Genomic DNA, 19,029 nt, shown 5'->3' on the forward strand with positions numbered 1-19,029 from the left:
GGGCTCTCGTCCCCACGCCGGCATGGCCAGCGCGATGTGCCTCGAATGCGCGGCCTGCCCCTGAATCAGCCCTTCCGCACCAAAAACCCCGCCACGAAATACCCATCCGTCCCCTGCACGTGCGGCAGGAGCCGGAAGCTCGTCGCCCCCTCGCCCAAGATCTCCCGCGAAAGCTCTGCCTCGATCGGCAGTTTTTCCAGCCGAACCCCCGCTCCCGACGGCTCCCCCACGAGCCGCTCGACCACCTCTTCGGCCTCCTCCCGCAGCACGCTGCACACCGCGAAAACCAGCCGACCCCCGTCCTTCACCCGCGTCGCCGCGTTCCGCACGATCGCAGTCTGCAGCTCCGACAAACGTTTCACGTCCTCCGCCGTCCGCCTGAGCGTGATCTCCGGCCGCCTCCGCAGCGTCCCCACGCCCGAGCATGGCGCGTCCACCAGCACCCGATCGTAATCCTCGGGCACCTCTGCGAACGCCCCCGTCCGCGCCGCCCAGTCGACCGCGTACGCCGCCCGCGCACCTCGCCCCGCAGGACCTTCCTTCAATCGTTCGAGCTTCGCCGCGTACAGATCCGCCGCGTCCACGGCGCCCTCGGGCCCCACCTCGTCCGCGAGCAGCCACGTCTTGTTTCCGCGACCCGCGCAGGCGTCGAGCACCCGCTCGCCCCGCCGCGCCCCGAGCGCGAGCGCCACCACCTGCGCCCCTTCCTCCTGCACGATCCACGCCTTCCCCGCGCCCGGCAATCGCCGCACGTCCCCGGCGCCGCGTACCAGGATCGCCCGCGGCGAGGCGTGCCCCTCCTCGAATGTACCTTCCGGACAAACCTCACGCAATCGCGCGATCCACGCCGCCCGATCCTCCGACAGCGCGAGCGACAAACCGAGCGGCGGCGGTACCGGCCCCGCGGCGAGATATGCCTCCGCCGCGCTCCGCCCGAGCGATCGCCGCAGCGATCCCCGGAGCCACCCGGGCGCCGACGCGCTCGCCGCCTCCACCAGCGACGGCCGCCCCTTCGCCTCGACCTCCGCCGACAGCTTCCGCAAAATCGCATTCGCGAACGACCCCGTCCGCACGTCCCCTTCCGAGCGGATCGCCCCCACCGCCTCGTTCACCGCGGCGAACGCCGGCACCCGATCCAGAAAGCAGATCGTATATGCCGCCATGAGCACGTGCGCCCGCGCGATCGGCGACGGCAGGTCGAGCTTGCCTTTTGGCGTCAATGCCGAAAGCCTCGCGACGAGCGCCGCTTCCGTCCGCAAAACCCCGTACACGAGCTCGGTCGCGAGCCCCGCGTCGCGTGGATCCATTCCGGAATGCCGCCCGAGCTCGGCGTCGAGCGCCGCCGCCGCGAACGCCTCCGTGCTCCACACCCGCGCGAGCACCCGGGCCGCGATGATCCTCGCCTCGCTAATCAACGAGCTCCCTCAACTGTCCTTGGATCACGTCCCACCGCCGCTCCACGTCATTCTTGAACGCCACCCCCATCAATGCAAAGAGCACGAGCAGGCCCACGAGGCTCGCGATCTCCCGCACCCGGAGCGGCAGAGGCCGGCGCGATACCGCCTCGAACAGGAAAAACAGGAGATGACCGCCGTCGAGCACCGGGATCGGCAGCAGGTTCACGAGCCCGAGGTTGATGGAAATCACGGCCATCGCCCACACGAAGTAGGAGACGCCCTTCGAGCCCTCCTCGCCGACCACGTCGTACACCGTAATGGGCCCGCCGAGCGTCGAGATGCTCACCTTGCCCTCGACGATCCGCACGATCCCCACCACGATGAACCGGATCACGTCGTACGTCTCGTCGAGCGCGCTCCGCAGCGCGAACGGCAAGAGCGACGCGTGCTCCACGTACGCCTCCGGCACCACCGGCGACCAGTTCGACGCACGCACGAAATACCGCGGCCGGTGCTGCCCGTATTCGTCGATCCAATCCTCGCGCCGCAGGAGAATCGTCCCGCTCTTCTTCACGCCGCCGCGGAGCCACGTCACCATGTGCGGCCGATCCGGCGCCACGAGCAGCCGTTCGAGGAACGTCGCCCAGGCCGTCACCGCTGCCTGGTCCACCTCCACGATGCGATCCCCCGGCCGCATGTCGGCGTTCCATTCGGCCGAACCCTCGGCCACGTCGAATACGTAGAGGTCCGCGGATTCGAGCCCCGTCCGCTCCTCCAGATCGCCGTGCCCGTTCGCCTCCGGCGTCAGCGCCGCCACGCCCGACTCGTACACGGCCATGTCCGCGAGCCCGCCGAATGCGCGCGGCACCTTCACGGGCCGCAAATACGTCACCGGCACTGTCTCGCCGTGGTTCTCCGACAGCGCCGCTTCGAGATCGGCGAACGTCTTCACCGGCCGGCCTCGAACCTCGGTCACGAGGTCGAACGTCCGGAGCCCCGCGCGATACGCAGGCGAATCCGGCCGCGAGATGCCCACGACGGCCGCGGGCCGGCTCGGCTTGATGCCGATTTCGCCGACCTTCTCCACGATGTCGAGCGGCTTCCGGACGACCTTCTCCTCCGGCACCACCACGACCTCGACGTGCTCGTTGTTGCGGAACACCTTGAGCCGCAGCTCTTTGCCGGGGCTCCCGCCGATGATCCGCGCGAGCTCGGCGAACGTCGAGATTCGCTCGCCGTCCACCTCGAGCACGCGATCACCCGGCACGAGTTTTCCCTCCGCGGGGTGTCCGGGCAAAACGAAGCCGACCGTGGGCGGCGAGAATCGCGTCTCCCCGACGAAAACGGAGAAATACAGGAGGACCGGGAACAGGATGTTCATCGCCGGGCCCGCGATGACGATGATCACCCGTTTCCAGAGCGCCTGCGCCTCGAACGTACGCTTGCGATCCTCGGGCAGCACCGGCTCCTGCCGGTTCTCCTCGAGCATCTTCACGAAGCCGCCGAGGGGCAAGAGCCCCACGCAATACTCCGTCTCTCGTCCTCGAAACCGGAGCACCTTCGGCCCGAAACCCATCGAGAACGTGAGCACCTTCACGCCGAAGATCTTCGCCCACACGAAGTGGCCGAGCTCGTGCACGAAGATCAGCACGGAGCAGAGAAGCGCGAAGTAGAGCAGATCCACGGCTGGCGTATCTCTACGCGAGATCCCGCCGGGGCGCCAAGGACAAAACCGCGCCCGGGACGCTCTTTCCGCTCACACCGGGCCCCCATTTGCCCGGCCGACACCGCCGTGCAATCGTTGGCCCGGGGGATTCGTCTTGCGCCTGCTCATCGTCTCGTACGCTTTTCCGCCCGTCGGCGGCGTCGCCGTCCAGCGCGTCACCAAGTTCGCCAAGTACCTTCCTTCGTGCGGCGTCGAGACCACCGTGCTCACGGCGGAAAACCCGTCCGTCCCCATCCGGGACGAGAGCTTGCTCCGCGATGTCCCGGCCGAAGTGAAGGTCGTCCGCGTCCGGACCCTCGAACCGAGCTACGAAAAAAAGGCCGCCGTCTGGCGCGGCGCCGCCTCGAAAGGCCGCTTCTCGGGGGCGCGCCGCGTCCTCGCGCGCCTCGCCTCCGCCGCGCTCGTCCCGGACCCGCAAATCTTGTGGCTCCCCGCGGCCGCCGCCGCGATTCGCCGCCTCTCGGCGAACGTCGACGTCGTCCTCGTCAGCGGCCCGCCGTTTTCGCCCTTTTTGCTCGGCCCGCTCGCGCGCGTCCCGTTCGTCCTCGATTATCGCGACGAATGGCGTACCGCGGCCACCTACGAAATGCACGGCGGCCCGCTCCTCGCGCGTGCGATCGACACGATCGAGCCGGCGCTCGTCCGTCGCGCCGCGCGTATCCTCACGGTCACCGAGGACTTCCGCCAGAACCTGCTCGCGCGTTATCGCGACCTCGACCCGAGCCGCGTCGTCACGCTGACGAACGGCTACGATCCCGACGATTTCGCGCACATCCTCGACGCGCCTCCGCCGCGGACCTACGCGCCCGGCCGCAAGCTCGTCGCGACCTATGCGGGCACGACCTTCTGGCATACCTCGCCGCGTGGCCTCTTCGCGGGCTTGCGCCTCCTCGCGGAGCGCGCGCCGACGCTCGCGGACCTCTTCGACATTCGATTCGTCGGCCGCGTCGTCGATACCGAGCGCGTCGTCTTCGAGCAGAATTCGCTCCCGATGGTCCGCCACCTCGGGTTTCGCCCGCACGACGAGGCGCTCTCGCTCCTCGCGGAGAGCCACCTCGCGCTCGTCATCGTCGACGACATCCCGGGCAATGCTGCCATTTACCCTGGGAAGATCTTCGACATCATGGCGGTCGGCCGGCCTTGCCTCGCGCTCGCGCCCGAGGGCGCGCTCTCGCGCCTCGTCGAGCGACATCGCCTCGGCCTCGTCGTGCACCCGCGCGAGCCTGCCGCCATTGCCGAGGCGCTCGAACGTATTGCGCGCTCGTTCCAGCGCGGCGAGCCGCTCCTTCCCGCGCAGCCCGTGGGCCTCGAACCTTTCCACCGCCGCGCCATCGCCGGCCGCCTGGCCGAGCTGCTCCGCGACATCGTGGGTTCGCAAGGACAAACGAGGGCACCTTCGGCCGCCTAACGAGCGGACGAGGCGATCCTTTCGAGCACCGCGGCCAGCTCCTTCGGGTGGCTGATCATGGGGAAAAGCCCCGTCGCGATCTCGTGAAACTCGAAGCCCTCCGCGCGCGCTTTTTCCACGAAGTGGGCGATCGGATCCGCCTTGAAGAACGCGATCAGATCCTCGCGCGCCGTACCGAGCACGTAGGCCCGGGGCATCCGGGGCTCGCCATTCGCGAGCACGATCGGCTCTTCGAGGCATTTCATCGGATGCGGCGATAGCCTCGGCCCGACCCAGGCACGGTCCGCGGGGTCGTAGATGCCCATCGCCTCGAACGGAAACGGCGGCAAGAGCCGGGGTCCCTCCTTGTCCGACATATCATCGAGCTTGCCGGCCGTCCCTCCGCCGAATGCGCCCATCGCATTGCGCCCGTTCGTCGGCACGTGCCCATTGACATACACGAGCCGCGCAATTCGCTCCGGCACCCGGTCCGCGACGCCCGTGATCACCATCCCGCCGTAGCTCTGCCCCACGAGGATCACGTCACGGAGATCCTCGTACACGAGCACGTTCGTGATGTCCTCGATGTGCGTCGACAGCCCGACCTCGGGGCCGAGCAGATGCGAGCGCTCGCCGATGCCCGTCAGCGTCGGCGTGAAGACCGTATGCCCTGCGCGTTCGAGCGTGGAAGCGACGCGCCGAAACCCCCATCCGCCGAGGAAGGGCCCGTGGACCAGGACGAACGTCGCCGTCATCGCGCCGCTTCCACCCTGGGTTTCTCGCACAAGCTCGCGCGTTTTTCCTGACAAGGGAGATCGTTCGCGCGCCCGTCGGCCGGGAGCCACTCCGCGCAATCCTCGTCGCCGAGGTTGTTCGGCTCTCCGCTCCGCCATGGGGGCGCGCCGACCGGCTCGCCCGAGGCCCACCGGAAATCGGCTTCTTTCGCCGCGTCCGAGAGCCCGATCCACATCGACCCGACGTCGATCTTCGCGCCGATCGCAGCAAAAAGTGCGTCGTTCTCCTCCGAGGAATCCATCATCGCGAGGTCTCCGCCGGATTGCACGCATCGCGCCTGCGCATTCTGCCACGTCGCGGCATCTTGCAAACAATACTCGCGTTTGCCGACGACGAGCCGCGCGCTCTCCGCGCACTTGAGCGCGCCTTTCGTCCCGGCGGGCGATCGGCTCTCGCAGAGCGCCATGCGCGGCACGAAGCAATCGACGTCGTTCCACCGCCCGCTCCCGACGAGCCACGCGCCGCAGTTCTCCGAGCCTCCGTCGTTGTTCGGCTCGCCGCCGTTCCACGCGAAGAATCGCACGGGCTTCGCGTCGGGGCCGAGCCATCGCCCCTCCGTCGGCTCCACGAGCCCGAGCCATACGTTCTCACCCGTCACGGGCGACACGATCGCCGCGCGAATCGCCTGCGCTTCGGCCTCGGACGTGATCGACGCGAGGTGGCTGCCGTGCTCCTCGCAATGCCGCTCGGCCTCCGGCCAGGAACGCGGTTCGGTAAACACGCAATACGTGCCCGTCGCGATCACGATCTCCTTCCCCTTGCCACACGAAAACGGCGGAAGCGGCAGCGGCGTACCATCCGCCACTTCGAGCCTCGTTTTTTCGGGGGCGGATGCGGACGCGGACGCCGAGGGCGTCGCCGAAGCGGAAGCCGACGCCGCGCCGCGCGGCGTCAGCGCTTCATCGGGATTCGATACGATCGTCGGGCCTGGACCACAGGCGGCGAGGGCCAGCAAAACGACGGACCAGCACGAACCAGATCTCCGCATGCTCCGGATCGCATCAGTCCCCGGGCCTGCCTGTCAAGGCATTCACGCGCCCTCGGCGCGCGCGAATCGCTTCGTGCCCACGGCCACCAGAATCCCGAGCAGCAGTGTCACCCCGGCGAACAGGAACTCCGGCTTCTCCGCGCCGGCGAGCAGCGCCACGGATCCCACAGCGCCCACGATCGGAATGATCTTGCCGCCCGGCACCCGAAACCCCTTCGATTCGCCCTCTTTTTTCCGCAACACCGGCACCGCGAGGCACGTGAACAGATACTGGATCACGATCGTGATGTTCGACATCCCCACGAGGCGCCGATAATCGAAGAAAAACGCGAGCGCCGCCGTGATGGCCGTCGTCCAGAAGATCGCCACGTGCGGCGTCCCCCAGCGCCCGTGGATCCGCGCGAGCGCCGTGGGCATGAGCCCGTGCGCCGCGATCGCCTGCGCATACCGCGGCGACCCGAGCGCGCTGCCCGCCGTGAATCCGCCGACCGAGAGCAGGCTGCCCGCGACCACGATCGCGCCGATCGTCGGCCCGATGAACCGCGCCGCATCGACGAGCGGCTGCCCCGACTCCTCGCCGATCTTCGGGTACATCCCGACCAGCACCGCCTGCACCATGATGAAGAGCAGCGCCGAGATCGACAGCGCTCCGAGTGTCCCGACCGGCACGTTGCGCTGGGGATTTTGCGTCTCGCCCGCCGCGATCGGCGCGACCTCGAAACCCTGCAGCGGAAACAGCGCGAGATACACGCCTTGCCCCACGCCGAGCGCGCCGAGCGGAAGTTTGCCCCCGAGCCGCGACGGATCGAACAGCGAGATCGCCACCACGAGGAAACACAGGATTGCGCCGATCTTGCCGAGCGTCATCGCGTTCACGACCCACGCGCCCGGTTTTACCCCGAAATAATTCACCACCCCGAGCGCGACCACGACCGCCGCGGCGACCGCGGACCCCACGAGCGGCGCGCGGATCCCCACGAGCTCGACGAATAAGCTCGCGTTCGCCGCCCAGCTCACGAACGTGTTCGCCCAGCAAAACCAGCCGACGAGGAAGCCGGCCCGTTCGCCGAACGCATTGCGCGCATAGAGATACGTCCCGCCCGTGTCGACGTGCCTGCCCGAGAGCTCGGCGAAGCAGAGCGCCACCGGCATCAAGAGCAGCGCGCAGAGCGCGAAGGAGAGCGGGGAAAACCCGCCCATCACCCGGTGCATGTCATCGGGCAGCGCGAACACGCCCGATCCCACCGTGGCGTTCACCCCGATGCAGAGGACGTCGAACAACGTGAGCCTGCGCCGCAGGGTGGGCGCCTGGGCCTGGGTCGAGTCGCCGAGGGCGGAGACGCTCATGATGCGGACCCCATGGCAGAGAGGAGACGACCGAAGCGGGCCAACAGTCTAGGATGCGCGGGCCGCGCGAAGCAACACCTTCGATCGCCGATCGGCTTGACGTTCCCGGTAAAACCCTGCATCGTGCGGGCAAAGGAGGAATCCGGCATGAACGAGCGAGCCGACTGGTATTATCACCGCAAGGGGTGAACCTCGTGCACCCGAGCGCGGGAGTTTCTCGCGCAAGAAAATGTGGTGATCGGGGAAATGGCCGACGCGGGCAAGCTCAAGCTCGCCGAGGAGGGCGCGCTCGCGCTCGCCCGGCAGGCCGAGCGGGTCGTCGCGGTGAAAGGGAAGAAGCGCGTCACGCTCGACATGCGCGCGCGCCCGCCCGATGAAGAGGTGCTCGGGGCCCTGCTCGGGCCGACGGGCGGCTTGCGGGCCCCGACGATGCGGGTAGGACAAACGCTCGTGGTGGGATTCGATCCCGAGGTTTACGCCGAGGTCCTCGGGCTCCGGAAGGGGTGAGCGAGGAGGCTCAATCCGCCAGGTTGCCCATACCCATGCCGGCGAGCAGGTGCTTCTGGACCTCGGCGTGTGCCTTGTTCAGCCCTTCGGCAGCCTGACCCGAGACCGGATCGACGACCACGCGCGCGGGGCGGCTGCCCGCGGGCGACTCGACGAGCGTGACGACCGCGTCCGCCACGAGCTGCGGGCTCGGCACGTTGTCGCCCGAGAACATCTGCTCGAAGCTCTTGCCCATCATCTCCAGCGCGTTCGCGAACGGCCCGTAGCCCTTCGCGCGCTCCTGCTCGGCGCCGATGGCGAGCTTCTGACCGAATTCCGTGGGGAACGCGCCCGGCTGCACGATCGTGAGCTCGACGCCCGTCGCTTTGAGCTCATAACGATACGCCTCGCTCAGCGCTTCGAGCGCGAACTTGCTCGACCCGTAGGCGCCCATCACCGGGAAGACCACGCGCCCGAGGGCGCTCGAGACCTGCACGACGAAGCCCTTGCCGCGCGCGCGCATCGACGGCAGCGCCGCGCGCAGGACGCGGTGCGGGCCGACCACGTTCACGTCGTATTGCCGGAGGAGCTCCTCGCTCGTCAGCGTCTCTTCGAGGCCGAGCGCCGCGTATCCGGCGTTGTTCACCACGACGTCGAGGTGCCCGGCCTTTTCGAGCGCCGCGGCCACGGCCTTGTTCACCGACGTGTCGTCGGTCGCGGCCATCTCGAGGACGTGCACGCGGCCCTCGCCGGCCTTCGTGAGCTCCTCGGCGGCCGCTGCATTGCGGCCCGCGATGTCGCGCATCGTCGCGAAGACCGTATGGCCTTTCTTCGCGAGCGTGAGCGTGATGAGGCGGCCGAAGCCGCTGTTCGTACCGGTGACGAAGACGTTCTGGCTCATCGGGTTCTCCTCCCAACGGGAAGAGCGCTAGATAAGCACGGCTCCGCCCCGTGGGAAGGGGCGACCCGTCAGGCAGCAAAAATCGAACCTCAATCTCCGTTTGGCTGACCCATGCGGAGCGGGCCGCCGCGCGCGGTCGACCAGAGCAGGCAATTCTCGGCCGATCCGGGCACCGTGAACACATCGAGCCCGTGCTCGAAGGTCTGCACGAAGATCTCGACCTGCCCGTCGCCGTCGAGGTCGCCGACGGCGGGCGCCGCGGGCGCGCCGTTTCCATTTCCATTTTGCTCGCCCGTGTTGTGGAGCGGCACGTCGTGCAGCAACGTCCCGTCCGCGCCGAGGATCACGAGATACCCCGAGTCGAGCACGTTCGGATCGCCGTACGTGGCAAAAAGGAGCTCGGGCGAGCCGTCCTGGTTCAGGTCCGCGACGGTCACCTCGGTCGCGAACATGATCGATTTTCCGTGCGTGTAGTTGAATCGCCAGATCTGCTTCGCGTCCGCGCCGAACGCATACACGAACCCGTCGTTGAACGGCGCCACGATCTCGGGTTTGTCGTCGCCCTGGATGTTCACGGTCGTCGCCGCGGGAATGCCGCCGGGCGGATAATAACCCTCCACCTGGATGGGTTTTTCCCCGCGCGGCAAGGTCTCCCAGCCCGGCTTGCGCATCGCCGAGCGGCTCCCGTCGCCGTGCGCGCCTTCGAGCACCATGATCGCATAGCCTACCGTCTCGTACGGCTCGTTCTTCTCCACGTTCGGCAGTCCCAGCACCTCGTTTTTCCCGTCCCCGTCGAGGTCGACCACGTTCGGCGGCGAGGCCGTCCACTGGAGCCACTCGGCGAACGAGGGGTGCGGCCACTCGCCCGTGTGCAGGTTGTAATGGTCCGCCTCGATCTTCGGATCGGCCCAGCGAATGAACTGACCCCACGTCAGGCGCTGCCCCTCGAATTCGTTCGCGCGGTTCGTGAAGAACGGCGCGGCGTCGAGGGCCACGCCGTCGTGGTCGAAGGCCTGGATGTGGTGGTTGTCGTAGGTCGCGAGCACCTCGAGCTCCGGGTCGTCGTCGATGTTCCCGACCGCCACGTTGAGCCCATAACAGCCATACCCGGAGTGCCCCATCCCATTCCGATCCGCGTCGTTCCCGGCGCCCGTGAGGTTATTGTAACGAGGCCACGCCGGAAACCCGAGCCCCGCCGGCTGATGCAGCGATCCATCGGCGCGGAACACGAAGACCTGCGCCCCGCCATCCTCGGTGCTCGCGGTTTGCGTCGTCGTCACGACGATCTCGAGCACCCCGTCGCCGTCGAGATCACCGGCGGCCATGCCGCGCACCTCGGGCGCGTTGTTTGCCGTCGTCGTGCTCGCGGGGAAACCGGCCTTCGGCACGAGCGCCTTGTCCTTCCACTCGTACGCCCAGACCTCGTGATCGCTGCCGTACACGATGTCCACGAGCCCATCGCCTTCGAGATCGGCCACGATGTGCGGGGCGTACACGCGCCCCTCGCCGCCCTCGGCCTTCGCGAGCACGTTGCCCTCCGCGTCGTGGACGAAGACCGAGTAATAGGCCGCGATGAGCTCGCGTTTTCCGTCGCCGTCGAGGTCGCGCACGATGGGCGAGGCGAACCAGCTCGTCTCGCCGGGGAGCGTCATTTTGTATTCGGGCGCCATCACTTCGCCCTTGCTTTCGCCCTTCTCGCACGTCGTGTTGCGCGTCCCGCCGGTCGTGGAGCCCCCGGTCCGGCCCCCGGGACCGCCCTCGCTCCCGCAGGAGGCCGCCGTGAGGGAGAGGCCCGAGGCGAGGAGCAAGAAGAGGAGGGGTTTGCCCCGCCGGGACATCGAGCGATGGAATGAGCGCATGTGGGTCATGTCGTCCTCGTCGCGCAAAAGAAAGGCGCCGCGTCCGCCCCCAGCGGCGGCGGGTGCGAGGATATCAAACTTCGTCCGATCGTGGTAAGGTCGCCTCGTGCGACCCCGGTGAGCCATGCGCGTGTCTGCCACGGAAAACCGAGCTTCACGAACTCACGAGAGCCGCGCCATCCGCGCTCTTCTCTGCATCCTCGCGCCGCTCGTGCTCGGCGCGGCGTCGCCCGACGAAGCCGCGTCCGCGCCTCCGGCCGATCCTCTGCCCGAGCTCCCGCCGCCGCCCGAGCCCGCGGCGGCGCCTTCCGCGCCGGCCGTGAGCCAATCTGCGCCGCGCGAGCGCTCGACGGTGGAGATGGCGCGGCTCGACGCGGGAGTGATGTACGTCCGCGGCCTGAAAATGCTGGGGCTCGGGACGCTTGCGCGTTACCAGGTCCTCGTCGGCGTCATCGACCTCGACGTCGTGCGTTTCCCGCACGAGCGGCTCGGCTTCGAGATTCACCTGAACGGCGGCCCGATCGGATTCGACGAGAATGCGCAGGTGGAGATCGGCCTCTCCGGCGCGGGCCTCGTCGCGCCGTTCCGCTGGAAGGGCCGGGCGCCGGGGTCGTTCGTCCTCGGCGTGGGCGGCACCTTCGAGTACGGCCGCCCCGTCTGGCTCGAACCGGGTTATCACGGCGCGCCGTACGGCGTCGCGCGGTTCCGGATCTTTCCCACGGAGACCGTTGGACTTCAAACGAGCTACCGCTTCGTCCCGATCACCACGAACGAGCTCGCGCTCCAGGAGCACGACGTCGAGCTCGGCGTGAGCACAGGGCTCTTTCAGGTGGGCGCGCGCGTGCGGGTCGACGAGGTGCGGGGCGGCGAGCCTGCGAGGCTTTATCGATCGATCGGCGGGGGCCTCTTCGCCGGGCTCGTGGTGTTCTGATGAAGACGCGCGCGCTCATGATCGGCCTTTTCGCCCTCGCGGCGCTCGCCGGCTGCAAGGAAGAGCCCGTGCGCTCGACGGACGTCTCGACCCTCGACATGCTCTTTTCTCTGGACGCGAGCGACGAGGGAAACGGCGCCACCGTTCGCTTGCGCATATCGAGCCCGCTCGGCGATTTGCGTTTGTCGAACGGGGACACGCTGCGGCTCGGCATGGCAGGCGAACCGCTCACGCTCCGTGCGGCGGAAGAAGACGATCGCCCCGTCTACCTGGCCGAGGTCGAGGGTTTGTCGGGGGATATCACGCTCGATCTGGAGCGCCGCGCGGATCGGGGCATCATCGGCCGCGTGATCCCCGTGCCTCCGCCGATCGGGCTTTCGGCCGAGCCGCTCATGGGGGATTTTCCGCTGAAGCTCACCTGGAATGGCGCGCCGGAGGGCAACCACGTGCTCGGCCTGACCGTCGAGGGGACGTGCATCAAGCCGCTGATTCGCACGCTTCCGAACGACGTGGGCCAATACGAAATTTCCCAGGCCGAGCTTTTGCCTGCGGATCCGGCGACGCCGGGCCCGTGCCCGCTCCAGGTGACGCTCACGCGGAACGCGACGTTCCAGGAGCCGATTGCCCCGCCGGCGACACAAGTCGGGGTTTACGCGTGGTTCGTGCTGAGCCGCACGGTCGAGGTGAACTGGACGCCTTGAGGCGGTTCAGCGATCGGCGACGATTCCTCTGAGAATGGGCGGAAAGTCCTCGGGCCGGACTCCCTCGGTCACGAGCGGACGGCTGTTTTGCGAATTCCAGAAGAGCACGACCTTCCCCGCGAGGCGCGTGGCGTCGTCGAGCAAGGCGGCGAGGGTTTTTCCGGTATAGGTCGGTTCGAGCGCCATCCCTTCCGTCTCCGCGGCCAGCGAGATCGCCCGTTCTCCTTTTCGTGTCGGCGCGCCATACCCGGCGCCGAGGTGGTTCGTCGCGAATCGCACGCGCGCGCGGCCGAGGCGCACGTCGGGAAAGGTCGGATCGAGCGAACGCGCGAACGCCACGGTCTCCCGGGCCATCGCGAAAAACCGCGCCTCGCTCGACGTCTCGGGGCTCGACGTGCGCACGGCGACGACCTCGGTCCGGAGCCCCGAGAGCTCGAGCCCGAGCGCGAGGCCGACCGCGCTGCCCATCGTGCCCATGGCGAGATAGACGCAATCGGGTAGAGGGCAATGGCCGGCGCCGACCTGCTCGGCGAGCTCGAAGCCGGCATTGACGAACGCGAGGTTTCCGAGCGGGGAGGAGCCGCCGGGCGGCACGAGATACGGCGCTGTGCCCTTCGCCGTCTTCGCCGCCCGTTTCGCCAGGGCCTCGGCTTCGGCGACGCCGCCGGTCACGACCCGAATCGTGGCCCCGGCGCGCCGCGCGGCGAGCAGGTTCTTCCGGACGTACGGACTCGGCGATTGCGGAGCGAGCAGCAGCGTGACCGCCAATCCCTGCGCAGCGCCGTACAGGGCCGTGGCGACGGCTTGATTCGATCCGAAAGCGCCGAACGTGACGATCTCGCGTGCGCCTTTCGCGCGGGCATCCGCGAGGAAAAATTCGAGCTTGCGCGTCTTGCCCCCGCCGTACATTGCGCCGGAGAGGTCGTCCCGCTTGACGTGGAGCCCCGCGAGCCCGGCCTTTTCGCCGAGTTTTTCCGCGCGCTCGACGGGCGTGGGCAAAAGGCCGAGCGGAAGGCGTGGCAGGTGCGGCGCGAGGCCCGGATGGGCGCGAAACAGGGGAGGGACGTAATCCGCGGGAGCGGGAGCGGAAGCGGAAGCGCTGGCGGGAGCGGAAGCGCTGTCGAAAGCGGAAGCGCTGGCGGAAGCGGAAGCGGCAGCATCCGCGGGGGTCGGTTTATCTTTCTCACACCCGACGAGCGTGCCGAGCGCGAGGGCCGAGAAGGTGCGTCGGTCGATCTTCATTCGCCGACCTTCAACGCCCGCGGACGGGCTTTCCAACCCGGCGGCATGTGCTTTTCACGGCCTCGCTCACGCCCGCGCGAGGGCCACCGAGATCGCTGCGTCGCCCCACGCTTTCGTCGCCTCACCGAGGTCTCCCGCCGCCCGCGCGGCTTCGAGACGTGAATAGGTCGCGGCCATCGCCCGCAATCCGACGTGCGCGAGCGCCGGCGCGAGCGGCGGGATCCGGGCCGCGAGCACGCCGTCCTGCGCCAGCGCATCCAGCGCGGATTCGAGCCGCCCGATCGCGCCGCCGAGCAAGTCCGGCGCCTCGGGCGCGGCGATCGGGAGCGCGGGGATCGGCGCGGCGGGCGCGAGATCCGGGATGACGACACGATCCGTGACCACCGCAATCGGTTCGAGCACCCGCCCGCCTCGTGATTCACGCAGCCAGCCCGAGACGTAACGCGCCGACGGGAGCGCCTCCGCGAGCGCCGCGATGGCGCCGGGGGCAAACCATTCGTGTGCCCTCTCCACGCACAGCCGGGCGTCCTCGTCCTCGATCCACCCCGACAACGTTTGCCGCCCCGGCGACCACGACAAACCTTGCACGCCACCGTTCGTCGCGACGATCCGCAGCGCCGCGGTGCGGGCGCGCGGGCGCAGGAACGAGGGCGGCCGGCCTGCTTCGTCGGCGAAGAGCGCGCTCGGCCCGGGGAAACCGAAGGGCGCGGGGATGTCGCCCCACGCGCCGCGCTGCGGGATCACCGTGGTGTCCTTGCCACGACGGATCTCGATCGTTCGTCTTGCCAAACGTACGAGGTGACGCGAAAGGACCTGCCCGCCGGCCATGACCCCGAGTGGCGTGCCCGCGACCGCGATCATCGAGGCCGGATCGACCTGGTCTGGAATCGCCACGCTCCACGACACGACCGTGGCGCCGTCCCAGAAAAGCACTTCCAACGATCGCGCCGAACCCGCCGCCGAGAGCCGCGCGCCGAGCGAGAGCAGCCGCGCTCGATCGAGCGGGACTTCGAGCGGCTCGCCGAGGCCGAGCAAGGCCGCGGGATCCCCGCCGCTCCTCGCCGCCCGCACCCGCGCCCATCCTTCGGCGAGGAGCCTCCGTACCGCCCCGGCGTCGTGTAATGCCGAACGAATCTCCCACGCCCCGCGTTGCGTTTCGAGGTCCTCGATCAAGCCGTCGAGCCAGGGGTATTCTTTCAATCGAGCGCGGACCTCCTCGCGCGCTTGCGCGAGCCCACGCGCATCCGCGAGCCCACGCGCGAGGGTTCGCCCGAAAAACCCCTCCACGCCGGCGAGCACGGCCTCCGGAATCGTGGGTTTCGGCGGCGGCCCGAGGCGCACGTGCCCCACGCCGCGCGCCCGATCCTCCGCGGAAAGCTGCAAAAATGCCCGGACCGCGAGCGGCACGTGCACGCACCGCGGCGTCGCGCAATCACACCGCGCATGCGCGAGATCGGCCCCGGCCAGGAAACGCACCGTGCACCCGGAGAAACGCGCGATCGGCGGATTCGTCCCGAGCTCGACGTCGACCCCCGCGGCCTCGGCGGCGTCCACGAGCGGCGCCCGTTCGCCGAGCCAAACTCGAAGCTCCTCGGAGCCGATCTCCCACGGCGGCCGCGTCTCCGAGCCGGCCGCCGCCGCATAAGCGAGCACCGCCGCGATACGATGGCGACAAACCGTCTTCGCCCCGCAGCCGCAAGGCGTGTCCTTCAGCGCTTTGCCCGGCAGGAGCCGCGTCGCAATGCCGTCCGGGAACGTCGCGACGACGACGCCATTCTCTTCCTCGTGGACCTTTGGCCCCTGTCCGGCCTCGATTTCCCGCTGCGCGCGCTTCACGAGGCCCACGTTCGCGAGCGCCGCGAGCGCTTCGGGCGTCAGAGCCGCGAGATCCGCCCTCATTTCCGGACCCTCTCCACGAGCCAGCCGACGAGCTCGCGCGGCGTCGTGGCCGCCACGTGCGCGCCCGCGTCCGCGACCGCCTGCGCGACGCCGTGGTCGTACGCGCCGCGCACCTGATCGTCGAGCGAAGCCGCGCCGAAGACCGTGACGCCTTCGCCGACGAGCGCGGTCACTTCCCGCACGAGTTTGTCCGCGTGGTCCTCGAAATCGGTGATCCAGAGCAGGATCGTCCGGTGTGGCATGTCGACGAGCTCCGCCGCGTATTGCAGCGCCTTCGCCCCGTCCGTGCCGCCGCCGAGCTGCACGCGCAAAAGAAGCTCGACGGGATCCTCCACGTAGGGCGTCAGATCCACGACCTCCGTGTCGTACACGACGAGGTGCGAGCGCGTGGACGGGAGCTTCCAGAGGACCGACGCGAGCACGGCCGCGTGAATGATGTTGCGCGCCATCGAGCCGGATTGATCGACGAGCACGATGACCTGATACCGCGGCCCGAAGCGCCGGACGCGCGCGAAAAATTCGGGGCGCTCGATGAGGAGACGGCGTTTGTCCGGGTCCCAGTGCTGGAGGTTTCTCCGGATGGTCCGGAGCGCGTCGAGGTTCCGCGCCACGCGAAAGCGCGAGCGCCTGTGCCGGAACGGCGTCGCGCCGAGCCTGTGCTCGATCTCGTCGCAGAGGCGTTTTTTCAGGTCCTCGACCACCTTGTCGACGATCGCGCGGGCGGCGTCGAGCACGTGGGCATCCATGCGCGATTTGCAGCGCAGGATCGCCTCGACGAGCGAGAGCGAAGGCGTGACGTTTTCGAGCGCCTCCTTGCGCGTGACCACGTCGAGGATGCCATAACGGTGCAGTGCGTCGGATTCGAGGCGCTCGATGGCCTCTTTCGGGAAGAGCTCGTGGATCGCATTGAGCCAGTCGGGCACGTCGAGCGGGTGCGCGGGACCGCTGCCGGGGCGGCCGCGCGCGATCGAGCGGCTCGCCTCGCCGTCGGTCTCGCGATCGTAAAGCCACGAGAGGGCGCGTTCGAGGTCCGCGACATCGCCCCCGCCGCCCTCTGCGGCGCCGAGCCCGTCATTGCCGGCGGGACCGAGGATGAGCCGCCATCGGGTCTCCGCGTCGTACGTGCTCATTCGAGCACCCCGAGCGCGCGGCCCCACGAGAGCACCCGCGCGTCGAGCGCGAGGCCGGCTTGCAAGATATCGGCCGGGACGTCGCCGATCCACGATGCATCCGGCTGTTTGCCCCAGCGCGCAGCGAGCAGCGCGCCGATGCGCGCACGCTCGCCCGGAGGAAACCACGAAAAGGCGAGTCGCAAGGCGGGGAGCGCGGCGAGAAAAGCGTTGTCGTCGAGCTTGCCGAGGGCCGCGTCGACCACACCGATGAGCCGATCGTCGCGCAGCGCAGGCCCACGCGCGAGGGCAAACAAGCCCGCGAGGTAATCGCCGAGCCGGCCTTCCGAGGAGGCGAAAAGAGCGCCTTCGATGGCTGCATCGACGGGCGCGGCTTCGGTATCGAGGAACCAGATCGCGCCGAGCGCGGCGCCGCGCAGCATGGCAGGCGCAGCCCGATCCGTGACCCGGCGCGCGAGCACGCCGCGAGTATCGTCCGTCGGGAGGTCGAGCGCCTCGCCATGCCGCAAAAGCTCGGCGAGCGAGCGCATGGCCGTGAGATCGGCCGGGAGCAGATCCGTTCCCTGAATGCCCGCGAGCAGCGAGAGCGACCGTTCGCCGGCCGCGCGCAGCACCGGCGAAAAAAGCGGCGCGCCGACGACCTCCAGCCATTCGCCGTGACGCCACAGGCCGAGGAGTTTTTCGATCGCTGGCCCGAGCGCGCTGAACGAGGGCGTGGTGGCCACGGCATTCGCCACGAGATCGAGGATCTCGCCCGCGAGCTTCGTGAGCCCCACGAATGCGGCGTCCCCGAGCGCGTCCACGCGCGCGGCGAGCGAATCAGCCGCGAGCAATCGGTGCGAGAGGAGCAGCGAGATCGCTCCTTCGAGCGTCGAGCCCCAGCGCGAGGCCTCGATGATGGCCGGATCCTGATCGGGTCGCCATACGAGCTTGAAGGCCTCGGCCATGCGCGCGTCCGTGCCCCACGCCGGGCCGTGGAGCCGGACGAACCCCGGAATCTCGAGGAGCCGCAATCGATGCAGGACCCGGAGCCGCTCGCGATCCCCCTCGATACGCCAGTCGAGCGAGAGCGTTTGCGGATTTCTCGGGGGCGAGAGGCCGAGGCGATCGAGCGTCGCGTGCACGTCGCGGAGGAGCGGCGGTCGCTCCGTCGCCGCGGACAAACGGCCCACCCGATCGCCCGTGAACGTGCGGAGGAGCGTCGCCAGGGTCGGATGCAGATCGCCGGTCACGACGCCGCGCCGCGACCACGGCGGCGGGCCGGGGAGCGGCTCGCGAATCAGCGCGGAGAGCAGCCCGTCGAGCACGTCCACGCGTTTCGGCGCCGCGTGCCCGCGTAATGCGGCGAGCGCCCCGATCGCCGTGCGAACCGCGATATGGTCGGCGACCGTGGGCCGTTGCGTCGTCTTGCGCAAGGCTTCGAGGCTGCGATCGAGCATCGCCTCCGCCACGTCCGCGCCGAGCTTCCATTCGAGCTCCCACCACATCGGCGAGGGCATGCCGGCCTGGTAACCGGCGAAGTTATCCATGCGGGCATAGGTCCAGGGCACGAGGTGGCTCTGGCCGCCGAGCGGGGGCGCCGGAGCAACGGGCTCGGGGCCGCCGGGCGTGATGTCGGCGAGCGCGGGCGCGTGGTATCCGCCGCAAACGAGAACGACGTCGCCGCGCGTGAGCCCCCAGGAGGCATACGCGCGCATGAACGCCTCGCGCGGCGCGTCGCGCTCGCCGGCCTCCGCGTTGCCGCGGATCTGCTGGAAATAAGCTTCGAGCGCGGGTTCGAGCTCCTGCGGGGAGCGGCCCTCGAACAGGTGATCCCATAACGCGTCGAGGTCCGAGGTGCCGGTGCGGTGGCATAACGCTTCGATCGCTCGTTCGTAGCGATCGTCCTCGTCACGATATCGGTTCTCCACGCCGACGAACGCCTTGCTCCACGAGGGCAAATCGCAGAACCGCACGGTTTTCCCGTGCTCGAAGGCCCACCGGAGCGCGATCCACTCCGGGGAAAACGCGCAGAACGGCGTGAACGACGAGACCGGGCCGTCCTCGTTCAAATGGTGCGTGAAGATCGCAATGGGCAGCGCGTGGTCGAGCGCGAGCTCCGCCATCTTGGCGTTCCAGTCGGACGGTCCCTCGATCAGCACCACGGCCGGATCGACACGCGCGAGCACGGCCTCGACGAGGCGCGCGCACGCGGGGCTATGATGCCGCACGCCGACGACGTGGAGCCTCCCGGCCACGGG

Annotated in this window: 14 protein-coding genes and 1 pseudogene; 4 read left to right on the forward strand and 11 right to left on the reverse strand. The window is 69.0% G+C overall.

Features of this window, described 5'->3' with window-relative positions:
• Window positions 1-65: 65 nt before the first annotated feature.
• Both QHF84_RS45140 and rseP read right to left on the reverse strand, forming a co-directional pair.
• Window positions 66-1,415, reverse strand: a complete 1,350-nt coding sequence (locus QHF84_RS45140) for a transcription antitermination factor NusB (protein WP_281319818.1) — start codon at window positions 1,413-1,415, stop codon at window positions 66-68.
• Window positions 1,408-3,081 (reverse strand): RIP metalloprotease RseP, encoded by a 1,674-nt coding sequence (gene rseP / locus QHF84_RS45145; RefSeq protein WP_281319819.1) that lies wholly within the window; start codon window positions 3,079-3,081, stop codon window positions 1,408-1,410. Before rseP ends, QHF84_RS45140 begins: the two co-directional genes overlap by 8 nt.
• A gap of 136 nt (window positions 3,082-3,217) precedes the next feature.
• On the opposite strand from rseP, the gene QHF84_RS45150 reads away from it, so the two are divergent.
• Complete coding sequence (locus QHF84_RS45150; protein WP_281319820.1) at window positions 3,218-4,531, forward strand: glycosyltransferase family 4 protein; 1,314 nt, start codon at window positions 3,218-3,220, stop codon at window positions 4,529-4,531.
• Here the strand turns inward: QHF84_RS45150 and QHF84_RS45155 are convergent.
• Genes QHF84_RS45155 through QHF84_RS45165 form a run of 3 tightly spaced genes read right to left on the reverse strand, consistent with a single transcriptional unit; the run spans window position 4,528 to window position 7,640 of the window.
• Window positions 4,528-5,265 carry an alpha/beta hydrolase gene (locus QHF84_RS45155; RefSeq protein WP_281319821.1) on the reverse strand — a complete coding sequence of 246 codons (738 nt, stop codon included), beginning with the start codon at window positions 5,263-5,265 and terminating at the stop codon, window positions 4,528-4,530. The two genes, QHF84_RS45150 and QHF84_RS45155, sit on opposite strands and share 4 nt — an antisense overlap.
• Window positions 5,262-6,293: a C-type lectin domain-containing protein gene (locus QHF84_RS45160; RefSeq protein ID WP_281319822.1), complete on the reverse strand. Its 1,032-nt coding sequence runs from the start codon at window positions 6,291-6,293 to the stop codon at window positions 5,262-5,264. The genes QHF84_RS45155 and QHF84_RS45160 overlap by 4 nt, the downstream gene beginning before the upstream one ends.
• Window positions 6,294-6,335: 42 nt before the next feature.
• Window positions 6,336-7,640: an APC family permease gene (locus tag QHF84_RS45165; protein ID WP_281319823.1), complete on the reverse strand. Its 1,305-nt coding sequence runs from the start codon at window positions 7,638-7,640 to the stop codon at window positions 6,336-6,338.
• A 201-nt stretch (window positions 7,641-7,841) separates the two neighbouring features.
• Here QHF84_RS45165 and QHF84_RS45170 point away from each other — a divergent pair.
• Window positions 7,842-8,147, forward strand: a pseudogene (locus QHF84_RS45170) (ArsC family (seleno)protein); the annotation flags it as partial.
• 10 nt (window positions 8,148-8,157) lie between these two features.
• Here QHF84_RS45170 and QHF84_RS45175 read toward each other — a convergent pair.
• Window positions 8,158-9,027 carry an SDR family oxidoreductase gene (locus QHF84_RS45175; protein WP_281319824.1) on the reverse strand — a complete coding sequence of 290 codons (870 nt, stop codon included), beginning with the start codon at window positions 9,025-9,027 and terminating at the stop codon, window positions 8,158-8,160.
• Between the two features lie 89 nt (window positions 9,028-9,116).
• Window positions 9,117-10,895 carry a VCBS repeat-containing protein gene (locus QHF84_RS45180; RefSeq protein ID WP_281319825.1) on the reverse strand — a complete coding sequence of 593 codons (1,779 nt, stop codon included), beginning with the start codon at window positions 10,893-10,895 and terminating at the stop codon, window positions 9,117-9,119.
• A gap of 115 nt (window positions 10,896-11,010) precedes the next feature.
• Here QHF84_RS45180 and QHF84_RS45185 point away from each other — a divergent pair, with 115 nt between their 5' ends.
• Complete coding sequence (locus tag QHF84_RS45185) at window positions 11,011-11,817, forward strand: hypothetical protein (protein WP_281319826.1); 807 nt, start codon at window positions 11,011-11,013, stop codon at window positions 11,815-11,817.
• Window positions 11,817-12,518, forward strand: a complete 702-nt coding sequence (locus QHF84_RS45190; RefSeq protein ID WP_281319827.1) for a hypothetical protein — start codon at window positions 11,817-11,819, stop codon at window positions 12,516-12,518. Before QHF84_RS45185 ends, QHF84_RS45190 begins: the two co-directional genes overlap by 1 nt.
• 6 nt (window positions 12,519-12,524) lie before the next feature.
• On the opposite strand, the gene QHF84_RS45195 is transcribed toward QHF84_RS45190, so the two are convergent.
• The 4 genes from QHF84_RS45195 to QHF84_RS45210 all read right to left on the reverse strand — a co-directional run bounded on the left by QHF84_RS45195 (window position 12,525) and on the right by QHF84_RS45210 (window position 19,026).
• Window positions 12,525-13,760 (reverse strand): pyridoxal-phosphate dependent enzyme, encoded by a 1,236-nt coding sequence (locus QHF84_RS45195; protein WP_281319828.1) that lies wholly within the window; start codon window positions 13,758-13,760, stop codon window positions 12,525-12,527.
• A gap of 66 nt (window positions 13,761-13,826) precedes the next feature.
• Complete coding sequence (locus QHF84_RS45200; RefSeq protein ID WP_281319829.1) at window positions 13,827-15,659, reverse strand: hypothetical protein; 1,833 nt, start codon at window positions 15,657-15,659, stop codon at window positions 13,827-13,829.
• Entirely contained in the window at window positions 15,656-16,789 is a 1,134-nt protein-coding gene (locus QHF84_RS45205; protein ID WP_281319830.1) for a VWA domain-containing protein, read from the reverse strand. Before QHF84_RS45205 ends, QHF84_RS45200 begins: the two co-directional genes overlap by 4 nt.
• Window positions 16,786-19,026, reverse strand: coding sequence for a DUF5682 family protein (locus QHF84_RS45210; protein ID WP_281319831.1), 2,241 nt, complete (start codon window positions 19,024-19,026; stop codon window positions 16,786-16,788). The genes QHF84_RS45205 and QHF84_RS45210 overlap by 4 nt, the downstream gene beginning before the upstream one ends.
• Window positions 19,027-19,029 lie beyond the last annotated feature (3 nt).

Origin of the sequence: Polyangium sp. y55x31, assembly GCF_029946505.1 — a bacterium.
Taxonomy (GTDB): Bacteria; Myxococcota_A; Polyangia; order Polyangiales; family Polyangiaceae; genus Polyangium.